Annotated in this window: 10 protein-coding genes and 1 riboswitch; of the genes, 3 read left to right on the top strand and 7 right to left on the bottom strand. The window is 71.6% G+C overall.

Annotated features, from left to right (window positions below):
• Positions 1-39: 39 nt before the first annotated feature.
• A complete protein-coding gene (locus QMG73_RS23625; RefSeq protein ID WP_281899088.1) occupies positions 40-888 on the top strand; it encodes a glucose 1-dehydrogenase in 849 nt (282 codons plus the stop codon).
• A 49-nt stretch (positions 889-937) separates the two neighbouring features.
• Positions 938-1,004, bottom strand: a riboswitch (guanidine-III (ykkC-III) riboswitch).
• A gap of 53 nt (positions 1,005-1,057) precedes the next feature.
• On the opposite strand, the gene QMG73_RS23620 is transcribed toward QMG73_RS23625, so the two are convergent.
• From QMG73_RS23620 to QMG73_RS23610, 3 genes are read right to left on the bottom strand one after another with little or no spacing between them, the layout of a single operon-like run.
• On the bottom strand, positions 1,058-3,973 hold the full coding sequence (locus QMG73_RS23620; RefSeq protein WP_281899086.1) for a DUF2961 domain-containing protein: 2,916 nt from the start codon (positions 3,971-3,973) through the stop codon (positions 1,058-1,060).
• 3 nt (positions 3,974-3,976) lie between these two features.
• On the bottom strand, positions 3,977-7,312 hold the full coding sequence (locus QMG73_RS23615; RefSeq protein WP_281899084.1) for a GH92 family glycosyl hydrolase: 3,336 nt from the start codon (positions 7,310-7,312) through the stop codon (positions 3,977-3,979).
• Positions 7,313-7,366: 54 nt separating this feature from the next.
• A complete protein-coding gene (locus tag QMG73_RS23610; protein ID WP_281899082.1) occupies positions 7,367-11,281 on the bottom strand; it encodes a S8 family serine peptidase in 3,915 nt (1,304 codons plus the stop codon).
• 89 nt (positions 11,282-11,370) lie between these two features.
• Between QMG73_RS23610 and QMG73_RS23605 the strand changes: the two genes are divergently transcribed.
• Complete coding sequence (locus QMG73_RS23605; protein WP_281899080.1) at positions 11,371-12,330, top strand: helix-turn-helix transcriptional regulator; 960 nt, start codon at positions 11,371-11,373, stop codon at positions 12,328-12,330.
• On the opposite strand, the gene QMG73_RS23600 is transcribed toward QMG73_RS23605, so the two are convergent.
• Together QMG73_RS23600 and QMG73_RS23595 are read right to left on the bottom strand one after the other, a co-directional pair.
• Positions 12,251-12,778 carry a DUF6232 family protein gene (locus tag QMG73_RS23600; RefSeq protein WP_281899078.1) on the bottom strand — a complete coding sequence of 176 codons (528 nt, stop codon included), beginning with the start codon at positions 12,776-12,778 and terminating at the stop codon, positions 12,251-12,253. The two genes, QMG73_RS23605 and QMG73_RS23600, sit on opposite strands and share 80 nt — an antisense overlap.
• Positions 12,779-12,786: 8 nt before the next feature.
• Complete coding sequence (locus tag QMG73_RS23595) at positions 12,787-14,325, bottom strand: ankyrin repeat domain-containing protein (RefSeq protein ID WP_281899077.1); 1,539 nt, start codon at positions 14,323-14,325, stop codon at positions 12,787-12,789.
• A gap of 168 nt (positions 14,326-14,493) precedes the next feature.
• Between QMG73_RS23595 and QMG73_RS23590 the strand changes: the two genes are divergently transcribed.
• On the top strand, positions 14,494-15,573 hold the full coding sequence (locus tag QMG73_RS23590) for a TPR domain-containing protein (protein WP_281899075.1): 1,080 nt from the start codon (positions 14,494-14,496) through the stop codon (positions 15,571-15,573).
• 551 nt (positions 15,574-16,124) lie between these two features.
• Here the strand turns inward: QMG73_RS23590 and QMG73_RS23585 are convergent.
• Both QMG73_RS23585 and QMG73_RS23580 read right to left on the bottom strand, forming a co-directional pair.
• Entirely contained in the window at positions 16,125-17,738 is a 1,614-nt protein-coding gene (locus QMG73_RS23585; RefSeq protein WP_281899074.1) for a serine/threonine-protein kinase, read from the bottom strand.
• 34 nt (positions 17,739-17,772) lie between these two features.
• A complete protein-coding gene (locus QMG73_RS23580; RefSeq protein ID WP_281899073.1) occupies positions 17,773-19,734 on the bottom strand; it encodes a bifunctional aldolase/short-chain dehydrogenase in 1,962 nt (653 codons plus the stop codon).
• Positions 19,735-19,746 lie beyond the last annotated feature (12 nt).

Below are 19,746 nucleotides of genomic sequence, written 5' to 3'. Positions count from 1 at the left end.
GGCGTGTTTAACCGCACCGGCAGTGGAAATCCTCCACACATGGCTGACCAGCAGAAGTCCGAACCCGTCCAGGAACCGCCCGGCACCCTGGAGGCGATGCGCCGGAAGCCTGACCACGGCGAGGACAGCTACCGGGGTTCGGGCCGCCTGGAAGGCAAGCGGGCGGTCGTGACCGGCGGCGACAGCGGCATCGGCCGGGCGGCGGCGATCGCGTTCGCGCGCGAGGGCGCCGACGTGCTGATCTCGTACCTGAGCGAGCACGACGACGCCAAGGACACCGCGCGGCTCGTCGAGAAGGCCGGCCGCCGCGCCGTCCTGGTCGCCGGCGACCTCGCCGACCCGCGACACTGCAAGGAGTTGGTGGACCGCGCGGTCGCCGAGTTCGACGGGATCGACGTCCTGGTCAACAACGCGGCCTACCAGATGAGCCACGAGACCGTCGAGGAGATCGGCGACGACGAGTGGCAGCACACCTTCGATGTGAACATCACCGCGATGTTCCGGATCGTCCGGGCCGCACTGCCACACCTGAACGAAGGCGCGTCGATCATCAACACGAGCTCCATCAACTACGACGCGCCGAAGCCGACGCTGCTGCCATACGCCACCACCAAGGGCGCCATCGCCAACTTCACCGCCGGCCTGGCCCAGATGCTGGGCGAGCGCGGCATCAGGGTGAACGCGGTCGCCCCGGGCCCGATCTGGACCCCGCTGATCCCATCGACGATGCCTCCCGAGCAGGTCGCCGAGTTCGGTAAGAACACGCCGCTGGGCCGGGCGGGCGAGCCCAAGGAGGTCGCACCGGCGTTCGTCCTGCTCGCCTCCGACGAGGCCAGCTACATCTCCGGCGCGGTCATCCCGGTGACCGGCGGCAAACCCATCCTCTGACGCGAGCTCAGGTCTCAGCCCGGGTCAAGCGGCGGCGCAGGGTGGCCTCCACGCGCCGTCTTTGCCGGGCCGGGTACGGCACGCTCTCGTCCGGGCGGCGCGCGTCGCGCCGCTGATCCAGCCAGTCGGTTGCCTATGTGGACGGACCGACCCGCACCGCGAAAGCTTTCTAGAGGACGGCGTCGGCGGGGAGGCCGAAGTCGTAGTGCCAGAATCCTCCGAAGCCGAACATCAAGCCGTTGGAGGCCGATACCCACACGTCGGACGCCAGCGTGAACGCCACGATGTCGGTGAGTCCGTTGCCGTCGAAGTCGCCGGCGTGGGGTGTCTGGCCGGGCGGAGCGAAGTTGTCGTGCCACCGTAGTCCGGGACCGAAGGAGCGGCCCGTGGACAGTGCGATGTAGACATCGGCGTCGGCGTTCTGGGTGAACGTGATGATGTCGGCCAGCCCGTCGCCGTCGACGTCGCCGACGCGCGGTGTCTCGCCGGCGGGCGCGAAGTAGTCGTGCCAGCGCTGCGACGGTGCGAAGCTCGAGCCGGTCGACAGCGCGACGTAGACGACGGCCCACGGCGACTGGTGGGTGAACGTGATGAGGTCTTCGCGACCGTCGCCGTCGACGTCCGCCACCGCCGGTGTCTCCCCGGACGGTGCGAAGTAGTCGTGCCATCGGGACGGTGTGCCGAACGCGGTACCCGTCGAGAGAGCCACGTCGACCTGCGCGGCCTGGTTGGCGGTGATGACGTCGTCGCGGCCGTCACCGTCGACGTCGCCGGTCAGCAGCCAGCCGCCGGGCCGGGCGAGGTTGTCGTGCCATCGGGTCGTCGCCGCGAACGCGCCGCCGCTCGACAGCGCCACGTCGACCGCCGGCTGTCCGACCGAGAGGACATCGTCGCGGCCGTCACCGTCGAAGTCGCCGGTCAGCCACCGTCCCGCCGCTGACGGGAAACCGCTGTGCCAGGTCGACTTCGGACCGAACGCGCCGCCGGTCGACAAGGCCACCTCGACCCTGCCCTGGTTGAACGCCAGTACGTCGTCGCGGCCGTCGCCGTCGACGTCGGTGCCGCCCGCCGACCTGGCGCGCACCGGGGGCACCGCGGAGAACACCGCGTACCGGGCGGCCGTCCACGCCGGCGATCCCGCCTGCGGCTCCAGCCGCACGGTGATGGCGGACTTGCCGGCCGTGGCGCTGGCCGGCAGCGCGAAACCGTCTTCCAGCCACCGTTGGACCGTGTTGTTCAACGGCTGCGACCACACTCCGACCGCCACGTTGTCGACGAGTACCCGGGCCGCCTGGTAGGCGTTGTGCTGGTCAGAGACCCGCCGCAGGGTGACGCCGCGGTTGTCCGGTGCGACCGCCATCCGGAACGTGACCGCCGAACTCGTGGACCTGACCTGGTCGGCGACCGTCACGTCGTCGTGGTCGCCCTCGAACACCGTGCTGAGGTCGCTCTGGGTGGCAGCACCGGCTTCGGCGTAGCTGTGCGCGGTGCGGGCGGCGGCGTCACCGACGTCCAGCGAGTCGGTCGGCCGCGCGCCGCGGCTCGCCTTCTGGTACAGGAAGGTGGTCGAGCCGTACTCGGCTGGCTGGAAGTTGGTGAAGCCGTGCTCGATGCCGAAACGCAGGTGGGTCTGGTACGGCACGGCCTCGCTGAGCAGGATCCGGTACGCGGCGTCACACTTGAATTCGCAGTTGTTGGCCACGTCCTCGTGCGCGCTGTGGCCGTTGAGCGGCGCGCTGAACGGGCCGTAGTTGAAGTACCAGCCGCCCTCGTAGAAGTCCTCGGTGCCGGTGCCGTGCCACTGTGGACTCCGGCTGCCGTCGACGTAGATCCGCTCGTCGCCTTCCAGATAGGTACGGGCCCAGCCGCTGTTGTCCTTGCCCTTCATCGTGTGTGAGACGCCCACGAGCTTGCCGCGGCCACCCTGCTCGGCGAAGATCCAGTCTGCGCCGTAGTCGACGTCGGCGCTCCGGGACAGCGCGGTGAAGTAGCCGGCGTCGCCGCCGGAAGCAAGCGCCGCCGTCCATTGTGGATCCGATGACACGGTCACCGAGGCCCGGACGTTGGTCAGCTGCTGGCCGCTGCCGTTGACGAGCGTGACGCGCGCGCTCCGGGCGTACGGCATGGGCCACCAGGAGCTGAGGCTGACACCGCTGGCGGGATTTGCCGCGAACAGCAGCGAGCGCACCGAGTACGCGCCGAGGCCGGAGCCGAAGAACTCGCCGATCGGGGCGTCCACTGTGGTGCGCCCGTCGAAGGTGACGCGCAGCCGGGTCTTGGCGAGTACCTCGTCGTGGGCCGCGGTGTGACCGGTGACCTGCGGGATCGCTATCGACAGCGCGCCGATGACGCCCGGCCCGCTCGGGCTGGCGAGGTCGGCCTGCCCTCCTGGAGCCAGGTTGATGGGCCCTGGAGTGACGACGAATCCGGTGCGGGCCGGCTTGGGGTCGGCGGTGCCGGCGGCGCGGAGCATGGCCAGTACGTCGTCGGCGCGGTCCGCCGGGTTGAACGTCGTGACTCCTGTCGCGTCGGGGAAGTGCCGGTACGACAGGTGGTAGAAGCCGGGGTTGTTCTGCACCGTCACGCGCATCGACGACCGGTACGGCATCGGCACCTTGATGTAGACGCCGCCCGAGCTCTGGCTCGCGTTGGCCACGAGCGGATGCACGAAGGGCGCTCCCAGCGCGCCGTTGACGACGTCCTGCGCGGCGGCGTTCACCACGGTCAGACCGTCGAGCTCGATTTTCAGGCGCCCGTACCCGCTGATGTTTCCCCAGTCCCAGGTGAACCACATCGAGCCGATCTCCCCCGCGCCCGTGTCCTCGGCGATCACGCAGCCGTCCACGGTGGTGCGCCGGCAGGTGTACCGGCCGTTGAAGCCGTCGCTGTCGTTGGCTCCGGTGCGGTCGAAGCTGGAGAACTGCCGGGTCTCGCCGTCGCGCGGCAGGTACGGCAACAGGTCGAGCCTGCGGTAGGTGTCCCAACCCACCACGCGGGTGACGGCAGTGGGTTCGGCCGCGGCGGCCGGGGTCGCCGGTACCGCGAGCCCAGTGGCCAGCAGGAGCAGGGCCAGGGGTGTACGCATCGCTTATCCCGTCCCGGCGGCGAAAATATGCATCCGCCCGCCGTTGGTGGTCGTGGGCAGGGTTATGGCCCGGATGGACTTTCCGGGGCTCAGCGGGAAGGTCGCGGCGAACACGTACGTCGGTATCGGATCGCGGCCGCCGCCCCAGATGGTGAAGTTGCGGTATGGCAGCTGCGCCGCGATGGTGTTTGCGTGCTGCACCGGCACCTGGCCGTTCGCGCGGGTCCAGTCGGTGAAGCCGAGCGCGACCTGCTGCCGGGTGCCGTCGGTGTATTCGAGGGTGGCCGTTCCGGTGGATCCCCAGCCGTCGGCGGCACCGAGCAGGCCGACCTTGGTGGCTCCGGTGACCGGTGTGACCGGGATGCTCTGGCCGGCGGCAACGGTGTTGTCGCGCTCGCCCGGCTGGGTGTCCGGCCACCGGTACGTGATGCCGGCGTGGTCGATCGCCGATCCCGGTGTGAGTCCGGCGGAGGCGAGGGCCTGGCGCGAGTAGCTGGTGCCGGTGCCGTCGAAGTCGCCGCCGCCGAGGTACGTGTCGTCGCTGATGCCGGCGTTGGTGCGGTGACCGCCGAAGCCGACCGCGAACACGTGCATCCGCCCGACCTGGGGCGAAGGCAGCGTCACGCCGACGACGGTGCGGGCCGGGTCGACGGGAACGTCCGTGGAGTACAGGTACGTCGTCACGGAGTGCGGCTGGCCCCAAAGGTCGTTGCGGTAGGGCATCTGCGCGGCGACGGTGTTGTCGGGGCGCATCGCGGCGGTGGCGCCGCCGAGGGTCCAGTCGGAGAAGCCGACGCTGGCGGTGCCGGTGCTGCCGTCGCTGTAGTGGACCGTGAGGGTGCCGGAAGCGCCGTCCGGGTTGCCTTCGGCGCTGCCGAGCAGACCGAGGCGGGTGGCTCCGGGCGGGCTCGCGACGGTCAGGCGCTGGCCGGCGGCCACCACGTTGTTCGGTTGTCCATGGTGGACGTTCGGCCAGGTGTAGGCGACGCCGCCGGCGGTGACCGGGCTGCCGGGCACGACACCGGCCGCGACGAGCGCTTGGAGGGAGTACCCGGTGCCCCAGCCGTCGTAGTCGCTCTGGCCGGCCGCGCCGTCCGATGAGACGCCCTGGTTGTTGGCGGCCGCGGCGGCGTTCGCCCCGTACGACGGCGGCGCGGCGTCGGCGGTGGCGGCCCAGGTGGTGTTCGCGGTCGCAGCGAGTTCGAAGTGGACGGTGCCGCCGTCGGTCAGCACGGACGGTGGCAGGTATGCCTTGTTCCACGCCGCGCCGTCGAGGGTCATCGACTGGATGTACGGGCGGTTTCCAGCGGCGGCGGGTGCGTCGAGGGTGAGGGTCCGCCCGTTCGGGAGCGTGATGTCGGCCCGGGTGAACGTCGGTCCGGTGAGAGTAAGATCGGCGGTGCCGGGGATGGCCGGGTAGATGCCGAGCGCGGAGAAGGCGTACCACGCCGACAGGGCGCCGAGGTCGTCGTTGCCCGGCAGCCCGCTCGGCGCGTTGCGGTACAGCTCGTCGTGGATGCGCCGCACGACCGCCTGGGTCTTGTGTGGCGCGCCGGCCCAGTTGTAGAGCCAGGGCGTGCCGAACGACAGCTCGTTACCCATCCACGCGTGCGGACCCGGGATCACATTGAGCTCGGTCAGGTGGGTGTCCAGGTAGGACACCATCGCCGCGTCGCCGCCCTTGGCACGGATCAGCCCGCGCGGGTTGAACGGCACCATCGGCGTGTACTTCCACGCGTTCCCCTCCGCCCACTCGACGTAGTCGTAGCGGACCGGGTCGAAGTCGGCCTTCCACGCCCCGCTCGCCAGGCGGGGCTGGAAAAACCCGCTGTACGGGTGCAGCAGGTACTGCCAGCTCTGCGCGCGCTCGGCGAACCTGGCGTGCGTGGCCTCGTCGCCCACCGACCGCGCGAACGCGGACAGGGCCGAGTCCGCGATGTTGTACTCCAGCGACGTCGAGATGAAGCCGTTCGCCCCGCAACAGCCGTATCCCCCGTCGACCGGCAGGTACCCGCGGTTGTCCAGGTACACGTTGCCGGGGCGGGCGTTGCCGGGACGGGACGCCTGAGTCACCATCGCCCGCAGCGCCCGGGCGGTGTCGAAACCGCGGGCGCCGAACGCGTACGCCGACGCGATCGCCGGCAGCGCCGGGTCACCCACCATGATGTACGACTCGTCGTTGGCGACCGACCACTTCGGCAGCCGCCCCGACTGGTCGAAACCGTGGAGCATCGAGGTCACGAAGTCCGACATCACCCCGGGGGCCAGCAGCGACGCCAGCTGGACCTGCGTGCGGTACACGTCCCAGCCGGAGAAGTTCGCGTACTGCTCGCCCTGACCGGCCGGCAACGTGCGCACGACACCGTCGAAGCCCCGGTACTGGCGGTTGGCGTCACCGAACACGTTCGGGTGCAGCAGCGCGTGGTACAGCGCGGTGTAGAACATCACCCGCTGGTCGGCGGTGCCACCGGCCACCTGGATCCGGGACAGCAGCGAATTCCACTCGGCCTTCGCGGCCGCACGCATGGCCGCCAGGTCGAAGCCGGCAACGGTGTCCCTGTTCAGCCGGGCGCCCGCGACACTGACGTACGAGATACCCACCCGCGCCCGCACCACGCTGCCCGCCGGAAACGTCAGCGCGATGCCACCGTCGCCGGACACGTTCACGGGCGGCGCCCACTTCACCGCCGACGTGAACGGCCGGTCGAAGGTCGCCGCGAAGTGGACCCGGTAACGGTTGCCGGCGGCGCAGAACGCACCATTGTCGACAGACCCGGTCACCTCGGCCGTCCCGGTGGCGGCGATGCTCGCGCCCGACACCGCCGCACCATCGGCCGCCTTGAGCAGCAGGGTGGCCGCCTGCCCGGCCGGGAAGGTGAACTGGCCCAGCGCCGACCGCTTCGCCGTCGTCAGCTCGGTCCGCACCCCGTTGGCCAGCGTCAGCGTGTAGGCGCCCGCGACCGCCGACTCGTTGGCGTGGTCCAGACCGACCGTGGCCGTGTTCCGGTCCGCCGGCACCGCGCCGGCGATCGGCAGGAACGGCACGTCTCCGTACGCCGGGCAGCCCGGACCGCTCATCCGGTTCAGCCCGAAGCCGGCGATCGCCGCCGCCTCGTACCCGTACCCGCCACCGTAGCGGTCCGGCCGCGACTCCGGTCCCCATTGGAGCATCCCGAACGGCACGCTCGGCCCCGGAAACGTGTTCCCGTACGCCGCCGTGCCGATCATCGGGTTGACCAACGCCGCCGGGTCGGCAACCGCCGCGCTCGCCGGCGTGGCGGTGCCGATCGGCAGTACCGCGACGACGCCGGCGAGCAGGACGGGCGCTATCAGCCTCATCGGCTGAGTGTCAGCTCAGGCCCTTTCAAAAGTGCTTCACTTCTGCTTCAGCGGCTACCGCAGGGCGTACGCCTGGTCGAGGGTCTGCTGGACGGTGTTGCCGGAGCGGTCCCACGCCTCCACCTTGAGGCTCACCTTGCCCGACGGCGCGTCGGCGAGCCGCGGGTTCCACACGGTCACCTGGTAGCCGTCCTTGTCCGCCCGCACGGCCCGGGCCGGCACCCAGTTCTTGCCGTCCACCGATGTCCATAACCGCAGGCCCGCGAGCTTGGCCGCCGAGCCGGGCGCGCCGCCCTGCGCGGTGACGGTGAAGGTGAGCGGCCGGGCGGCCGGCGCCGAGTCGTCCGGCGCGAGCCCGAGCTGGTAGTTCAGGTGGATCAGCGGTTGCCAGGCGCACGGCGTGGTGTCGCCGTACAGGAGCTCGTCGATGCACCAGTACGGCTGGGCCACCGTGTCGGTCGCCGGCTTGGCGGAACGGAACGTCCAGGCGGTGCTGACCGTCCTGGCGAAGCTCTGCTGCGGCAGGCCGGTCGTGTAGTCGCTGGTCAGCCGGTACGTGGCGGCACCGGCGGGCAGCTGGTAGTAGGTAAGGCCGGCGGCATCGTGCTGAGGGGGTAGCTCGGTGCCGCCGGAGTACAAGTGGACCTCTTCGGTCGGTGCGTCCTCCTGGACGGTGTGACTCGGGTCGCTGCGGCCGGCGTACTGGCCGACGCCGAGCGGGGCGAGCGAGCGGACCCGCAGGTTGTCGCCCTGGCGGCAGCCGTCGCAGGGCCAGAACACCGCCGCGTCCGCCGGTGCCTGCGGCCCCACCTGCCCGTTGACGGGCAGCATGGGCTCGTTCCACTCCTCGCGGCCGGTGGTGGGCTTCGTGAACCCGCGGTACGCGTGCTCGATACGCCCGCTCGACGCGGCGTTGAACTGGTACTGCCGCCACCACAGCACGTCCGGTCCGGTGATGCTGTAGTACTCGGTCCGCCGGCCGTGCCCGTGGAACGGGTGTCCAACGTGGATGCTGTCGGCCTGGCCGGGCAGGTACGTGAAGCTCACCTCGTTGCCGTCGTTGTGTGGCCCCCACGTCCCGTTCGGTGCCGGGGTCTGCGCGTGGTACGTGGTATCCAGCCGGGTCAGGTCGCGTTCGCGCGGCTTCACGGTCATCGAGTCGGGGATGCGGCCGTACTGGTAGTTGACCAGCTTGTACTCGTACGGGCTGATGATCTGCGCCTCGATGTCGGCGGTCGGGCGGGCGAAGCCGGTGATAGCGGTCGCGACCCGCGCGCTCTCCTGGAAGTCGAGGTACAGCAACGGGATCGGCACGCGGATCTGGTCGGTCAGGTACGCCAGCCCGGCGATCTGCGAGTCGGTGAGCACGCCGGCGGCCTTGGCTTTCACCGCGAGATCCACTGTGGACTTGATGTCGGCGGTGCCGCGCGCGAAGACCAGCGCGCCCGCGACGTTCCGGCCGGCCCGCAGGTCGGCCTCGGTGACGATCCGCAGCCGCCGGTCGGTCGCGAACTTCGGGATGTACCCGCTGCTTTCCGCTGTATACACGGGACGGAGGGCCACCGTGCGGCGCCCGTTGACGGTGAGCGTCGCCTGCGGGGCGGTCAGGATCTGGTTGGCGCCGACGGCGAACCTCCCGACGGTCACCTCTTCGCTGGGCAGGACCCAAACCTTGCCGACGCCGACCGTCCAGAAGCTGCCGACGAAGAACCCGTAGTAGTGCTTTCCGCTGGCCACCACGCGCTGCCAGTCGAGGTTCATGTTGACGGCGGTCGACGGCTTGGGTGTCTGGAACCCGATGGGTACTGCCTTGTCCAGGTCGAGCGTGATGGTCCGGTCACCGGTCAGCAGGACCTCGGGCCGGTGCAGGAACTGGAAGTTGTTCCGGCCGGTGGCCAGGTCCCGCCAGCCGAACTGTCCCTCCACCATGTACGCGCCACCCTCGGCGAGCCGCAGTTTCGACTCGTACGTGTTGGGCTCGCCGTCGATCGACCGCCAGTTGAAGGTGCTGGTGGTCATCGGCTCCATGGCCAGCTCGGGCACGGTGTCGCTGACCCGCAGCGTGGTGATCTCGGAAAGCGAGCCCGGGAAGATGTGGCGGTTGGCGCCACCGACGACCCGGATCGTGAGCGTGGCCTGCTTCACCTGCAACTGGAAGCCGATGGGCACGATGAGCTGGTCGCCGACGGCGCTGGCGGCGACCAGACGTCCACTGTGGAGTCCCTGACCGGCGGTACGCGGGTCCAGGGTCAGCTGTACGCTGGCCGTCCCGCCGGCGGGCACCCGTACCCCCGACTGGTCCACGGCCACGACCCCGGCGGGCGCCGGGCGTCCGTCCGGACCTGTCAGCGTCGCGGACAGCGACAGGTCGACGTCGGCCGGACCGGTGTTGCGGTAGGTGATGGTTTTCGTCAGCGTCTCGCCGGTGGGCGGGTAGGTGAACGCCTTCGAGACCGACGGGGTGTCGACGAACACCCGCTGGCGGATCGAGCGGGCGATGTCGACCCGGCCGGCGCCCTCGGTGTACACGGAACCGCCGGTGTTCTTCGCGCTGCCGATGAGCGCGGTCTTCAGCTGGTCGGCCGTCCACTCTGGATGCTGCTGGGCGAGGATCGCGGCCGCGGCGGCGACGTGCGGGGTGGCCATCGAGGTGCCGGACGCCGCGGTGTAGTTGGCGTCCAGCGGCGTGCCCATGGCCGTGCCGGCGGCCCGGGCCGCGATGGTCCGCACGCCCGGCGCGGTGATCTCCGGCTTGACGGCGAAGTCGCCCAGGCGCGGCCCGCGGCTGGAGAAGTCGGCGAGCTTGTCGGCGGAGTCGACCGCGCCGACGGTGAGCGCCGCGGTCGCGGCGGCGGGCAGCGCGACCGTGCGCGTGTTGGGCCCCTTGTTGCCGGCCGCGATGACGAAGAGCGTGCCGTACTGGGCGGTGAGGTCGTTGACGGCCTGGCTGACCGGGTCGGTGCCGTCCGACGGGGCGCCGCCCAGGCTCATGCTGATGACCCGTACCTGGGGAGCCTGCCACTGCATCGCGGCGATGATGGCCGAGTCGGTGCCCTCGCCCTTGTCGTCCAGCGCCTTGGCGATGGTGAGCTTGGCGTCCGGCGCGACACCCTTGTACTTTCCGTTCGAGGCGGCGCCGCTGCCCGCGACGATGGAGGCGACGTGGGTGCCGTGCCCGTGCCGGTCCGTGACGTCGTCCGGCGCGTCGCCACCGGGCTGACCCGCCTCGACGAAGTTGCGGGAGGCGGTCACCCGGTCGCGCAGGTCCTGGTGGGTGGCGTCGATTCCGGTGTCGATGATGCCGACGGTGACGCCCTTGCCCGAAAGGCCCGCCGCCCAGGCGGCCGGTGCCCCGATCTGCGCGGCGCTGACGTCGTCGGACGCCGTCACCTTGCCGTCCAGCCACACCTTGCGCAGTCCGGCGCCACCGTTGCGGACGGCGTCCCAGAACTTGGTGCTGGACGGCTTGTCGACCCGTACGGCGGCGCCGTCGACGCTCGGCAGCGCCGTCGAGGAGCGGGTGCTCGGCAGGGCCTTGGCGCTGCGGGCGACCCCCTGCTTGTACTGCACGATGACCGGCAGTTCGGACGTCTTGTCGTTGCCGTACCCGTTGCCCGCGAGGTAGTCGATGTCGAACAGGCGCCTGTCGAGCAGGCCCTCCCGCACCGGCTGCTCGGCGTCGCTGGGCAGCAGGTAGTAGCCCTCCCCCTCGGTGTACCCGCGGAAGGTCACCGCGTCGCGCCCGGCGCCGGGGATGACCGTGGCGCTGCGGCGGCCGGACCGGTCGACGGCGTAGCGGACGGTGTCGCCGGTGATGAGCGTGACGGCGGCGGCCGTACCGCTGGCGAGGGCCGGGCCGCCGCTCGGCTTCGGGGCGGCCGCCGAGGCCGGCGCTCCCGGCACGACGACCACGAGTGGCAACAGCAGCGCGAATGCGACGAACCAACGACGCCAAGCAGAGGGGGTCACGAAAAACGAGTGAACGACGTCAAGGTCATCTCGTCTAGACTCCCGGGTGGCCGGAAGTGGCAGGTGCCCTATCTGGACAGGGAGGGACCGTGCTGGAGGCGGTCGGGGTCAGCGCCTTCGAGGAGCGCGTGTACCGCGCCCTGCTGGGCTCCGCGGACTGCTCCGCCGCCGACCTCGCGGCCACCCTGCGCGAGCCCGCGCGCACGGTCAGCACGGCGCTCGCCCGCCTCGACGAGCTCGGCCTCGTGCGCCGGCTGGAAGGGCGGCGGTACGCCCCGGTGTCGCCGGAGGCCGCGATCGGCAAGCTCGTCAACCAGCGACGGGCCGAGCTGGACGAGGTGCGTGGCGCCGCGGACGAGTTCGTCGACGCGTTCCGGCTGCGGGACCTGCGCAACAACCCCGATCACCCGGTCGAGGTGGTGTCCGGTCCCGACGAGGTGCGCCGGTTCAGTGTGGGCATGCAGCACAACCCGGAGAAGTCGGTCCTGTCCTTCGACAAGCCGCCATACGCCACGCCGCCGGCCGGGTACGACGAGGTGGCGGCGGAGCGCCCGCTACTCGAACGCGGCGTCGAGATGCGCGTCATCTACGAGCGTGCGGCGCTGCAGCTGCCCGGGCGGCTGGCCAACGTCACCGAGCTGATCCGCCTCGGCGAGAAGGCCAGGACGGTGCCGGCGCTCCCGGTGAAGCTGTACGTCTACGACCACCGGCTCGCGATCGTGCCGCTCTCCGGCGCGCACGTCAGCGAGGCGATCGCCGTCATCCACCCCTCCGCGCTGCTCGACGCGCTGATCGCGCTGTTCGAGGCGTACTGGGAACGGGCGACAGCGATCGTCACGGTACCCCCGCGGGCCGCGGACGGCCTCGACCCGCAGGAGGCCAGGGTCCTCACCATGCTCGCCGCGGGCCTGAGCGACCAGGCTATCGCCAGACAGCTCGGCGTGAGCCTGCGCACCGCGCGGCGCCGGATCACCACGGTGATGGAGCTGGTGCACGCCTCAACCCGATTCCAGGCCGGCGCGGCCGCGGCACACCGTGGCTGGATATGACCTCCGCCAAGTCGCGGTCGTTGATGGCTCTGGTGAGCGCGCGGCACACCTGGCCGTACCGGAGCGCGTCGTCGGTACACAGCAACAGCGTCGGCGTCCCGGCGATGACGGCCCACAGTTCGAGGCGCCGCCCGTAACGGCGGATGTCTTCGAGGGCATGCACGAACGCCGCCGTGGTCAGCGCGCCGAACAGCGCGCGCAGGCCGAGAAGTGCGAAGGCCAGCAGTACCAGCGAACCGCTCGCCACCGACCACCCGAGCCGACCCACCACCAACCGGGCGAGCACGGCGGCGACCAGCAGGGAGCCGGCGATGGCGGCTCGGCGCCCGATCGTCGCCCGGCCGGCGCGCCAGGCGAGATCGAAGGCGCCGAGGCTGTATCGATGGCCGTGAACCCACACGGAGTAGGAGGTGATACGGATGGAGGTATCCCAGTAGTAGACCCGCATGGTGGCCGTTACCCGCCGCCGGCCGCTTTATGCGCCGTCACGGGTTCGAGTATCGCGGCGGTCGACGGCTGGTGCAGGTGCCGGGCCCAGTCCAGCGGGGTCGCGTCGAAGCGCCGGTCGCGAAGGTCGGGGTCGGCGCCCAGGTCCAGCAGGCGGCGGGTCAGCTCGACGTTTCCGCTTCCCGCGCTGTGGTGCAGTGCGGTCTCCCAGTCCCCTTCGACGGGCGCGTCCGCGCGCCCGTAGGCGTTCACGTCGAAGCCCAGCTCGACCAGCAGCGCAACCGTCGTGATAGGAGCCTGGGCCGCGGCCCACACCACGAGTCCGGGACGGTCGCGGCGGGCCCGCTCCACCGCGCCGGGATGCGCGGCGCGGATCCGGTCCACTGTGGACCGGTCGGCGCGGAAGGCAGCGGCGATCAGCTCGCGCACCGGGTCCGAGCCGGGCGGTTCGGCGCCCCGCGCGAGGAGGTAGTCGGCGATCTCGGTGTCGCCGTTGACCTCGGCCAGCTCGACCGGCGTCCGGCCGTCGGCGGGACTCCACGCGGGCCCGTCCTCCTCGAACGGCGACCGGAAGTCGACACCGTGCTCGACCAGCAGCCGCACCCGGGCGGGCTGGCGGTGCACGACCGCCCAGCGCAGCAGTACGCGCAGCGCCCGGGCGGGCGTTGCCAGTCCTGGGATCCGCGCCTTCCACGGCCCACCGTCACCGGCGCCGAGCCCGTACTCGAACAGCAGCTCCAGATGCGAGTCGTCGGGCGAGAACATGCGGTTGTAAAGGGTCTGCGCGTCGTTGGGATCGGCGCCCGCGTCGAGCAGCAGCCGGCCCAGCTCCCGCCAGTACGGGTGGCTGGGCTGGCGGCGCGTGCCCAGCTCGCCGTGGCCGAACACCCCGGTCAGCAACGTGAACGGCGACGGCAGGCCGTCGAACAGGTAGCCCTCATGGGGATCGGCGCCGGCGTCGAGCAGCAGCCGGGCGGTCGCGAGCACGGCCTCGCCGGGGATGGCCGGGTCGAACCGCGAATAGACGAGGTAGAACAGCGGCCGCCACCGGAACGGGCCGCCCCGCTCGACCGCCCGCCGTGGCCGCTCGGCGAGCAGCCGGCCCACGTCGTCCGGGCGGGCGGCGGCCGCGGCGGCCCAGATGCTTCCCCGGGTCAGGTCCGGATGCCGGGCGAGCAGCTCCCGGGCACCCGCCCAGCGCTCCGGCCCGTCTTCCCTGCTGTATGTCAGGCAGGCGAGCCGGCAGAACTCCCGCGCCGGGTCGTCCACCGCCGCCGCGCCGAGCCCGGTGTCCCAGCCGTGTTCGGCCACGGTGTCCAGGTACCGCGTGAGCGCCGGCCAGCTCGGAAAGCCGTACTCGCGGGCGACGACGAGCTGCGCCACGCTGAGCTGGATGCCGTTGTCGCCGTCTGGCGCCGCACCGCGATGGTGGCGTGCCAGCCGCGCCAAGGCGTCGGGGTCGCCGGTGCGAACGGCCCGCTGCAAGGCGCGCGCCTGCCGGCGGAAGCTGTCGATGTGGGGACGGTTGGGCATGCCCAGGGTCGGCACGATGGCCTCCTCTCGTCTGCCTGATGTCCGCTTCGTCAGGCCGAAAGGAGCGCGATGGTGACTCGAGGTGTGCACGCACCAGGTGGGCTGAGCCCATTTCCGCGGACCGGAGGCTTCCTGGCAGCCACCCCCATTCTAGGCTGGCGACGTGATAAATGGGCAGATGCCGTGACCCCGCACCCGATGGTGGAGAGCGCCGACGCGCTCATCGACGTCCGCCGGTACGACGAGGCAGCCGCCCTGCTCGGACGCCGGCTGGCCGAGGAGCCCGACGACGTACGCGCCTGGACGAAGCTCGCCCGGTGCCGGCTGGGGGCCAAGGACCCCGAGCAGGCACTCGACGCGATCGACGAGGCCCTGCGCCGCGCCCCGGAGGACGTCAACGCCCTCTACATCCACGCCCAGGTCCTGCGGCGGGCCGACCACCTGGATCAGGCCGAGCGCTGGCGGAAGGCCGAGGCGTCGCTGCGCGCGGCCCTGCGCGTCGACCCGGGAAACAGTCCCGTTTACGCGTCGCTCGCCCAGTTCGTGCTGTTCTACCCCAGCCGGCGGGCCGAGGCCCTCGAACTGGCCCGGGAAGCCGTGCGCCTCGACCCAGAGGAGGTGCGTGCCTACCAGGCCCTCTGGATGACCGCCGCCGGCGCGTCCGACACGGAAACCTACGACTGGGCGCTGCGCCAGGTGCTGCGCCTGGAACCCGCCAACAGCCAGGCTCTGATGCTGGTCAGCGGCCAGGAAGCCGGCCAGCCCGGCGTCACCGCCGGCCGCGCGGCGGAGATCTTCGCGGACGCTTTGGCGGTACACCCGGACAGCCCCGGCCTGCAACGCGACCTCGACGGGGCGACGTACCGGCTGCTGCGCGGCATGCGCTGGCTGGCGCTCCTCTGCCTCGCCGCCGCCGGCGCCATGATCGACCTTTTCCCCGGCGAGGGCGAAGAGGTCCGCGAGCTGCCCGTGCCGCTCGGCAACCGCATCTGGGTGCTCATCGTGATGGCGGCGATCTGGGGCTTCGGCGCCTGGCGACGGTACCGGCGGCTGCGCGCGGGCGTCCGGCTCAACGTGGCGTCACTGGTGCGTCGCGGCCGGTGGGCGCGAATCGTGCTCGCTCAGGCCGCATGGACGCTGCTCTGCGCCCTGCTCATCACGCTGCCACCGTGGACCGCCCACACCGTTCCGCAGGCGCTCTTCTGGGCCGGCCTCCTGGTCCCGTTGTCGACCCTCTGGTTCGACCGCCGAATGCGCGCCTGAGGCGCTTCGGAGCTGATTTCGGGCTACCGCGATGTTCGCCGTGCGCGGGTCCGCTGCTCCCGCGGCCTCACCCTCCGCGTTTCCACGCCCCACGCGGCCGGGCTTGATCGTGAATCGCGGCGGGTGAGGCCGCGGGAGCAGCGGTCTCGCGCACGGCGGACGCCGCGGTAGCTCAGACCTCGGTCCTGGTTCTGATCGCGCGGCGCACCGCGCGAACGCGCGTCCACCCGACGCTGCCGCGCGGCGTCGGCCAAGGCCCCGACGACGGTCAAGGCCACCCCACCGCCCCATCGCCCCGTCGGCGGCGCCGGCCCACCGAGCCGCCGGCTCGCCGATCAAGGGCATTCGCGTGGATCAAGGGTAAATGCACGCGAAATGAGATCCAACCACGTGCGTTCGCCCTTGATCGGCGTGCAGGGCGTGGCGACACGCCGTGCCGGGCTGGCCTGGGGGCGGACGCGCGCGGCAGAGAGATCGAACCACGTGCGTTTGCCCTTGATCGGCGCAGATGGGCCGCGCGGCGCTGGCGCGCGGGCGCGCGGTGGGCGGGGTTAGTTGCAGTGTTCGTAGGGGCTGTTGTAGGTGATGCCGCCGGCGGAGCCGCCCCAGGCGATGCAGACGCCGGGCGCCTTGACCCGGACCGGGCCGGCGTAGAACTCGAAGGAGCCCTTGTCGGTGACGCGGGACTTGTCCTTGGCCTGCAGGTAGGCCGAGACGGCCGACTTGGTGCCGACCGCGGTGGTTTTGAGGGTGACCACGCAGTTGTTTCCGTTGCCGGCGTTGTAGAGCAGGTACACCTTGCCGAACCTGCCCAGCGCGGCGGAGTCGATGACCGTGTATCCGCCGCCGCACACCTCGGCCGGCGTGTACGGGTTGGTGGTCGAGCCGCCGGTCGGCGACGGCTTCGGCGTCGGGCTGCTGGAGCGCTCCGGTGACGCGCTCGGCTCGGCCGGAGCCGGTGTGGTGCGCGAAGGGCTCGGCCGTGACTGCTGGGGCGGGCCGTCGGTGGCCGGGCCGACCCGCTCGGCGACACCGCCGCCGGCGCTGGACGCGGAGGTCTCCACCGGCGACGGCCCCGATGCCTCTGGCGTACCCGAGTCTGAGCTGAACGCCGTGGCGCCGAGCACCGCGATCAGAGCGAGCACGGCGGCGCCCGCCACTCCGGCGAGCGTGAGGGTTCGCCGCCGGTTGCCGCCGGCTCCGGGCCGGACCTCCGTCGGCTGCTCACCCGCCGGGCCGGCGCGCAGGTGCGCGAACGGGTCGACCGGCGCGGGCGCGAGGGCCGCTGTGGCGGGTTCGCCGGTGCTGGCCGGCGGTGGCACGGACACGACGGCGGTGGCGTCCTGCGCGGCGCGGATGGCCTCGGCGAAGGCGGCGGCGCTCGGGTAGCGGTCGCCGGGGTCGGTGGCCAGCGCGCGGTTGACGACCGCCGAAATCGCCGGCGGGACGTCCGCCGGCAGCGCGGGCACCTCGCCCTGTACTCGTTGGAGCACGATCTGTAGCGGGTTGTCGCCGGTGAACGGCGGCCGGCCGGCGAGGCAGTAGTACGCGACCACGCCGAGCGCGTAGATGTCTGTCGCGGGCGAGACGAACTGGCCGGACGCCTGCTCGGGCGACATGTACTGCGCCGACCCCAGGATGACGTTGGGGCGTGTGACGCCGGTCAGGTCGGCGGACCGCGCGACCCCGAAGTCGACCAGCACGACCGTGCCGTCCGGCCGGACCAGCAGGTTGCTCGGCTTGACGTCGCGGTGCACGATGCCGGCCGCGTGCGCGACCTGCAACGCCTCGGCCGCCTGCGCCACGACCGATGTGGTCTCCGCCACGCTGAGCCGGCCCACCGCCTTTATCCACGCCGACAGTGACGTGCCTTCGACGTACTCCATGACGAGGTAGTCGAGCCGGCTGTCGCCGACGACCGCCTGCTCCGCGTAGTCGTGCACCTGAACGATGCCGGCGTGGCGCAGGCCCGCGACGAGCCTCGCCTCGGCGCGGAACCGGGTGATGAACTCCGAGTCGAACACCAGCGCCGGCAACAGCACCTTGACCGCGACGGTGCGCCGCAGCAACACGTCGGTACCCCGCCAGACGTCGCCCATGCCGCCGGTGGCGATCCGTTCGTCCAGCTGGTAGCGGCTGCTGAGCACAACTCCCGGAGAAAGCACCCGACCACGCTACCTGCCGCTTCTCCGGGGCCGGTCAGATGACCCTCTCGTTACCGCCGTCGATGGTCACTTGCGCTCCGGTGGTCGCGGCGAACGCGTCAGAACACAGCGTGGCGGCGAGCTCACCGACGCGTGCGCTGGTGATTTCGACGCCTAACAGGTTGCGCCGCTTGTACTCCTCGACGGTCATGCTGTAGTTGCCGGCACGCTCCCGCAGAAGTTCGGCGGTCCACAGGCCGGTGTCGAACACCGCGTCGGGGTGCACGGTGTTGACGCGGATGCCGTCCGCGGCCCATTCCAGCGCGGCCACGCGGGCGAGTTGGAGCGCCGCTGCCTTCGACGCCGAGTACGGCGCCGCGCCGGGCCCGGGCGCCGGGGCGTTCTTGGAGGCGATGAGCACGACACGGCCGCCTCGCGGTGCGAGCGCGAGAAACGGATGCAGCCGGGAGAACAGGTACGCGATGGAGTCCACGTTGACGGCCATGGTGCGCCGCCAAGCCTCCATGTCGAGGCGGTCCAGGGTGCGGCTCTCCGGAAACACGCCGGCCGCGGCGACGACGATGTCCACTCCCCCGAACCGGTCGGCGGCGCGGGCAATGGCGGCATCGACCGCGGCCGGGTCGGTGACGTCGGCCGGTACACCGAGGTAGTCGTCGTCATCGGCGGCCGCCACGCGCGGGTCGATGTCGACTCCCACGACCGCCGCGCCCCGCGCCCGCAGCGCGTCGGCGCAGGCGCGCCCGATGCCGGAGGCGGCGCCGGTCACCAGCGCGACCTCGCCGGTGTACTCGGGTGCGGGTCGCCCGCGGCGCAGCTTGGCCTGCTCCAGTTCCCAGTACTCGAGGTCGAAGATGTCAGCCGCGGAGGGCGGGGTGTAGGTGCCGATGGCCTCGGCCATCTCGATGATGCCGATGGTGTGCCGGTAGATGTCGGACGCTATCCGGCTGTCCTTACTGGACCGTCCAGCGGTCACCATGCCGAGACCGGGATCCAGGATGACGCGCGGCGCCGGATCCACCATGGACAGTGGTGCCCCGCGCCGGTGCCGGTGCTCGTCGAAGTAGCGCCGGTAGTCCCGCACGTACGCTGCCACGTCGGAGCCGACGAGCGGGATGCGTTTCGTGCGCAGCGCGTGGTCCGGGGTGGCCGGGCCACGCGCCGCGACCGAGGCCAGGTCGGGTCTGGCCACAAAGGACAGCACGTCCGGTGCGTCGTGGCGGGTGAGCACCATCGGCGCGCCGGCGGCGTCGGAGACCTCGCGCCGCAGCCGCGCCATCCGCAGCGGTTCGACCCGCGGCGGCGCGGGATCGGGCCGCGACAAAGGAGCACGCTCGGCCAGATGCCGCTCGGCGCGAGTGATGAGGTCGATGTGCCGCCGATACGCCTCTTCGACGTCGTCGCCGAAGGTGAACAGGCCGTGCCCCAGAAGCACCACCCCGGCGACGCCGCCGCGCATGGCCTCGGGCAGCAGGCGCACGCACCGGCGCGCCAGATCGAAACCGGGCATCGTGTACGGGACGACGGCGACCCGGTCACCGAACACCTTCCCGACGACCTCCGCGCCGTCGGGCTGGTTGGTCAGGGCCAGGAGCGCGTCGGCGTGCGTGTGCAGGACGGCGTCGTGCGGCAACAGGGCGTGCAGCAGCGACTCGACGCTGGGGTCGGGGGCACCGGCGTCGATGGAAGCGCAACGCAGCTCGTTCATCATGTCGGTGTCGCTGAGCCGCTCCAGGGTCAGCAGCGCCCGCAGCCGGTCCAGGCGCAGTGGGGCGAACCCGGCCGGCTCGATGGTCGCCAGGTCCCAGCCGCTGCCCTTCACGTGCAGGATCTCGACCGGGTCGCCGGTGATGCCGGTGACGGTGGTCTTCACCGAGGTGTTGCCGCCGCCGTGCAGCACGAGGCCGGGCTCGCGCCCGAGCAGCCGGGAGCCGTAGACGAGCTGGGCGAGCGGCTCAGTCGAGGGCGGCGCGGCCGCCGCGTCCCACGCGTCGAGCATCGGTCTCCGTTC

It is taken from the genome of Phytohabitans aurantiacus, assembly GCF_027923225.1.
Lineage (GTDB): Bacteria > Actinomycetota > Actinomycetes > Mycobacteriales > Micromonosporaceae > Phytohabitans > Phytohabitans aurantiacus.
The sequence above is the reverse complement of the archived record's forward strand: the minus strand, read 5'-3'. Positions and strand labels throughout refer to the sequence as shown.

What these genes read in the sequence shown, in the direction of transcription:
- QMG73_RS23625 (WP_281899088.1), top strand. Translation starts at nt 40, where the DNA reads ATGGCTGACCAGCAGAAGTCCGAACCCGTCCAGGAACCGCCCGGCACC.
- QMG73_RS23620 (WP_281899086.1), bottom strand. Translation starts at nt 3,973, where the DNA reads ATGCGTACACCCCTGGCCCTGCTCCTGCTGGCCACTGGGCTCGCGGTA.
- QMG73_RS23580 (WP_281899073.1), bottom strand. Translation starts at nt 19,734, where the DNA reads ATGCTCGACGCGTGGGACGCGGCGGCCGCGCCGCCCTCGACTGAGCCG.
- QMG73_RS23600 (WP_281899078.1), bottom strand. Translation starts at nt 12,778, where the DNA reads ATGCGGGTCTACTACTGGGATACCTCCATCCGTATCACCTCCTACTCC.
- QMG73_RS23615 (WP_281899084.1), bottom strand. Translation starts at nt 7,312, where the DNA reads ATGAGGCTGATAGCGCCCGTCCTGCTCGCCGGCGTCGTCGCGGTACTG.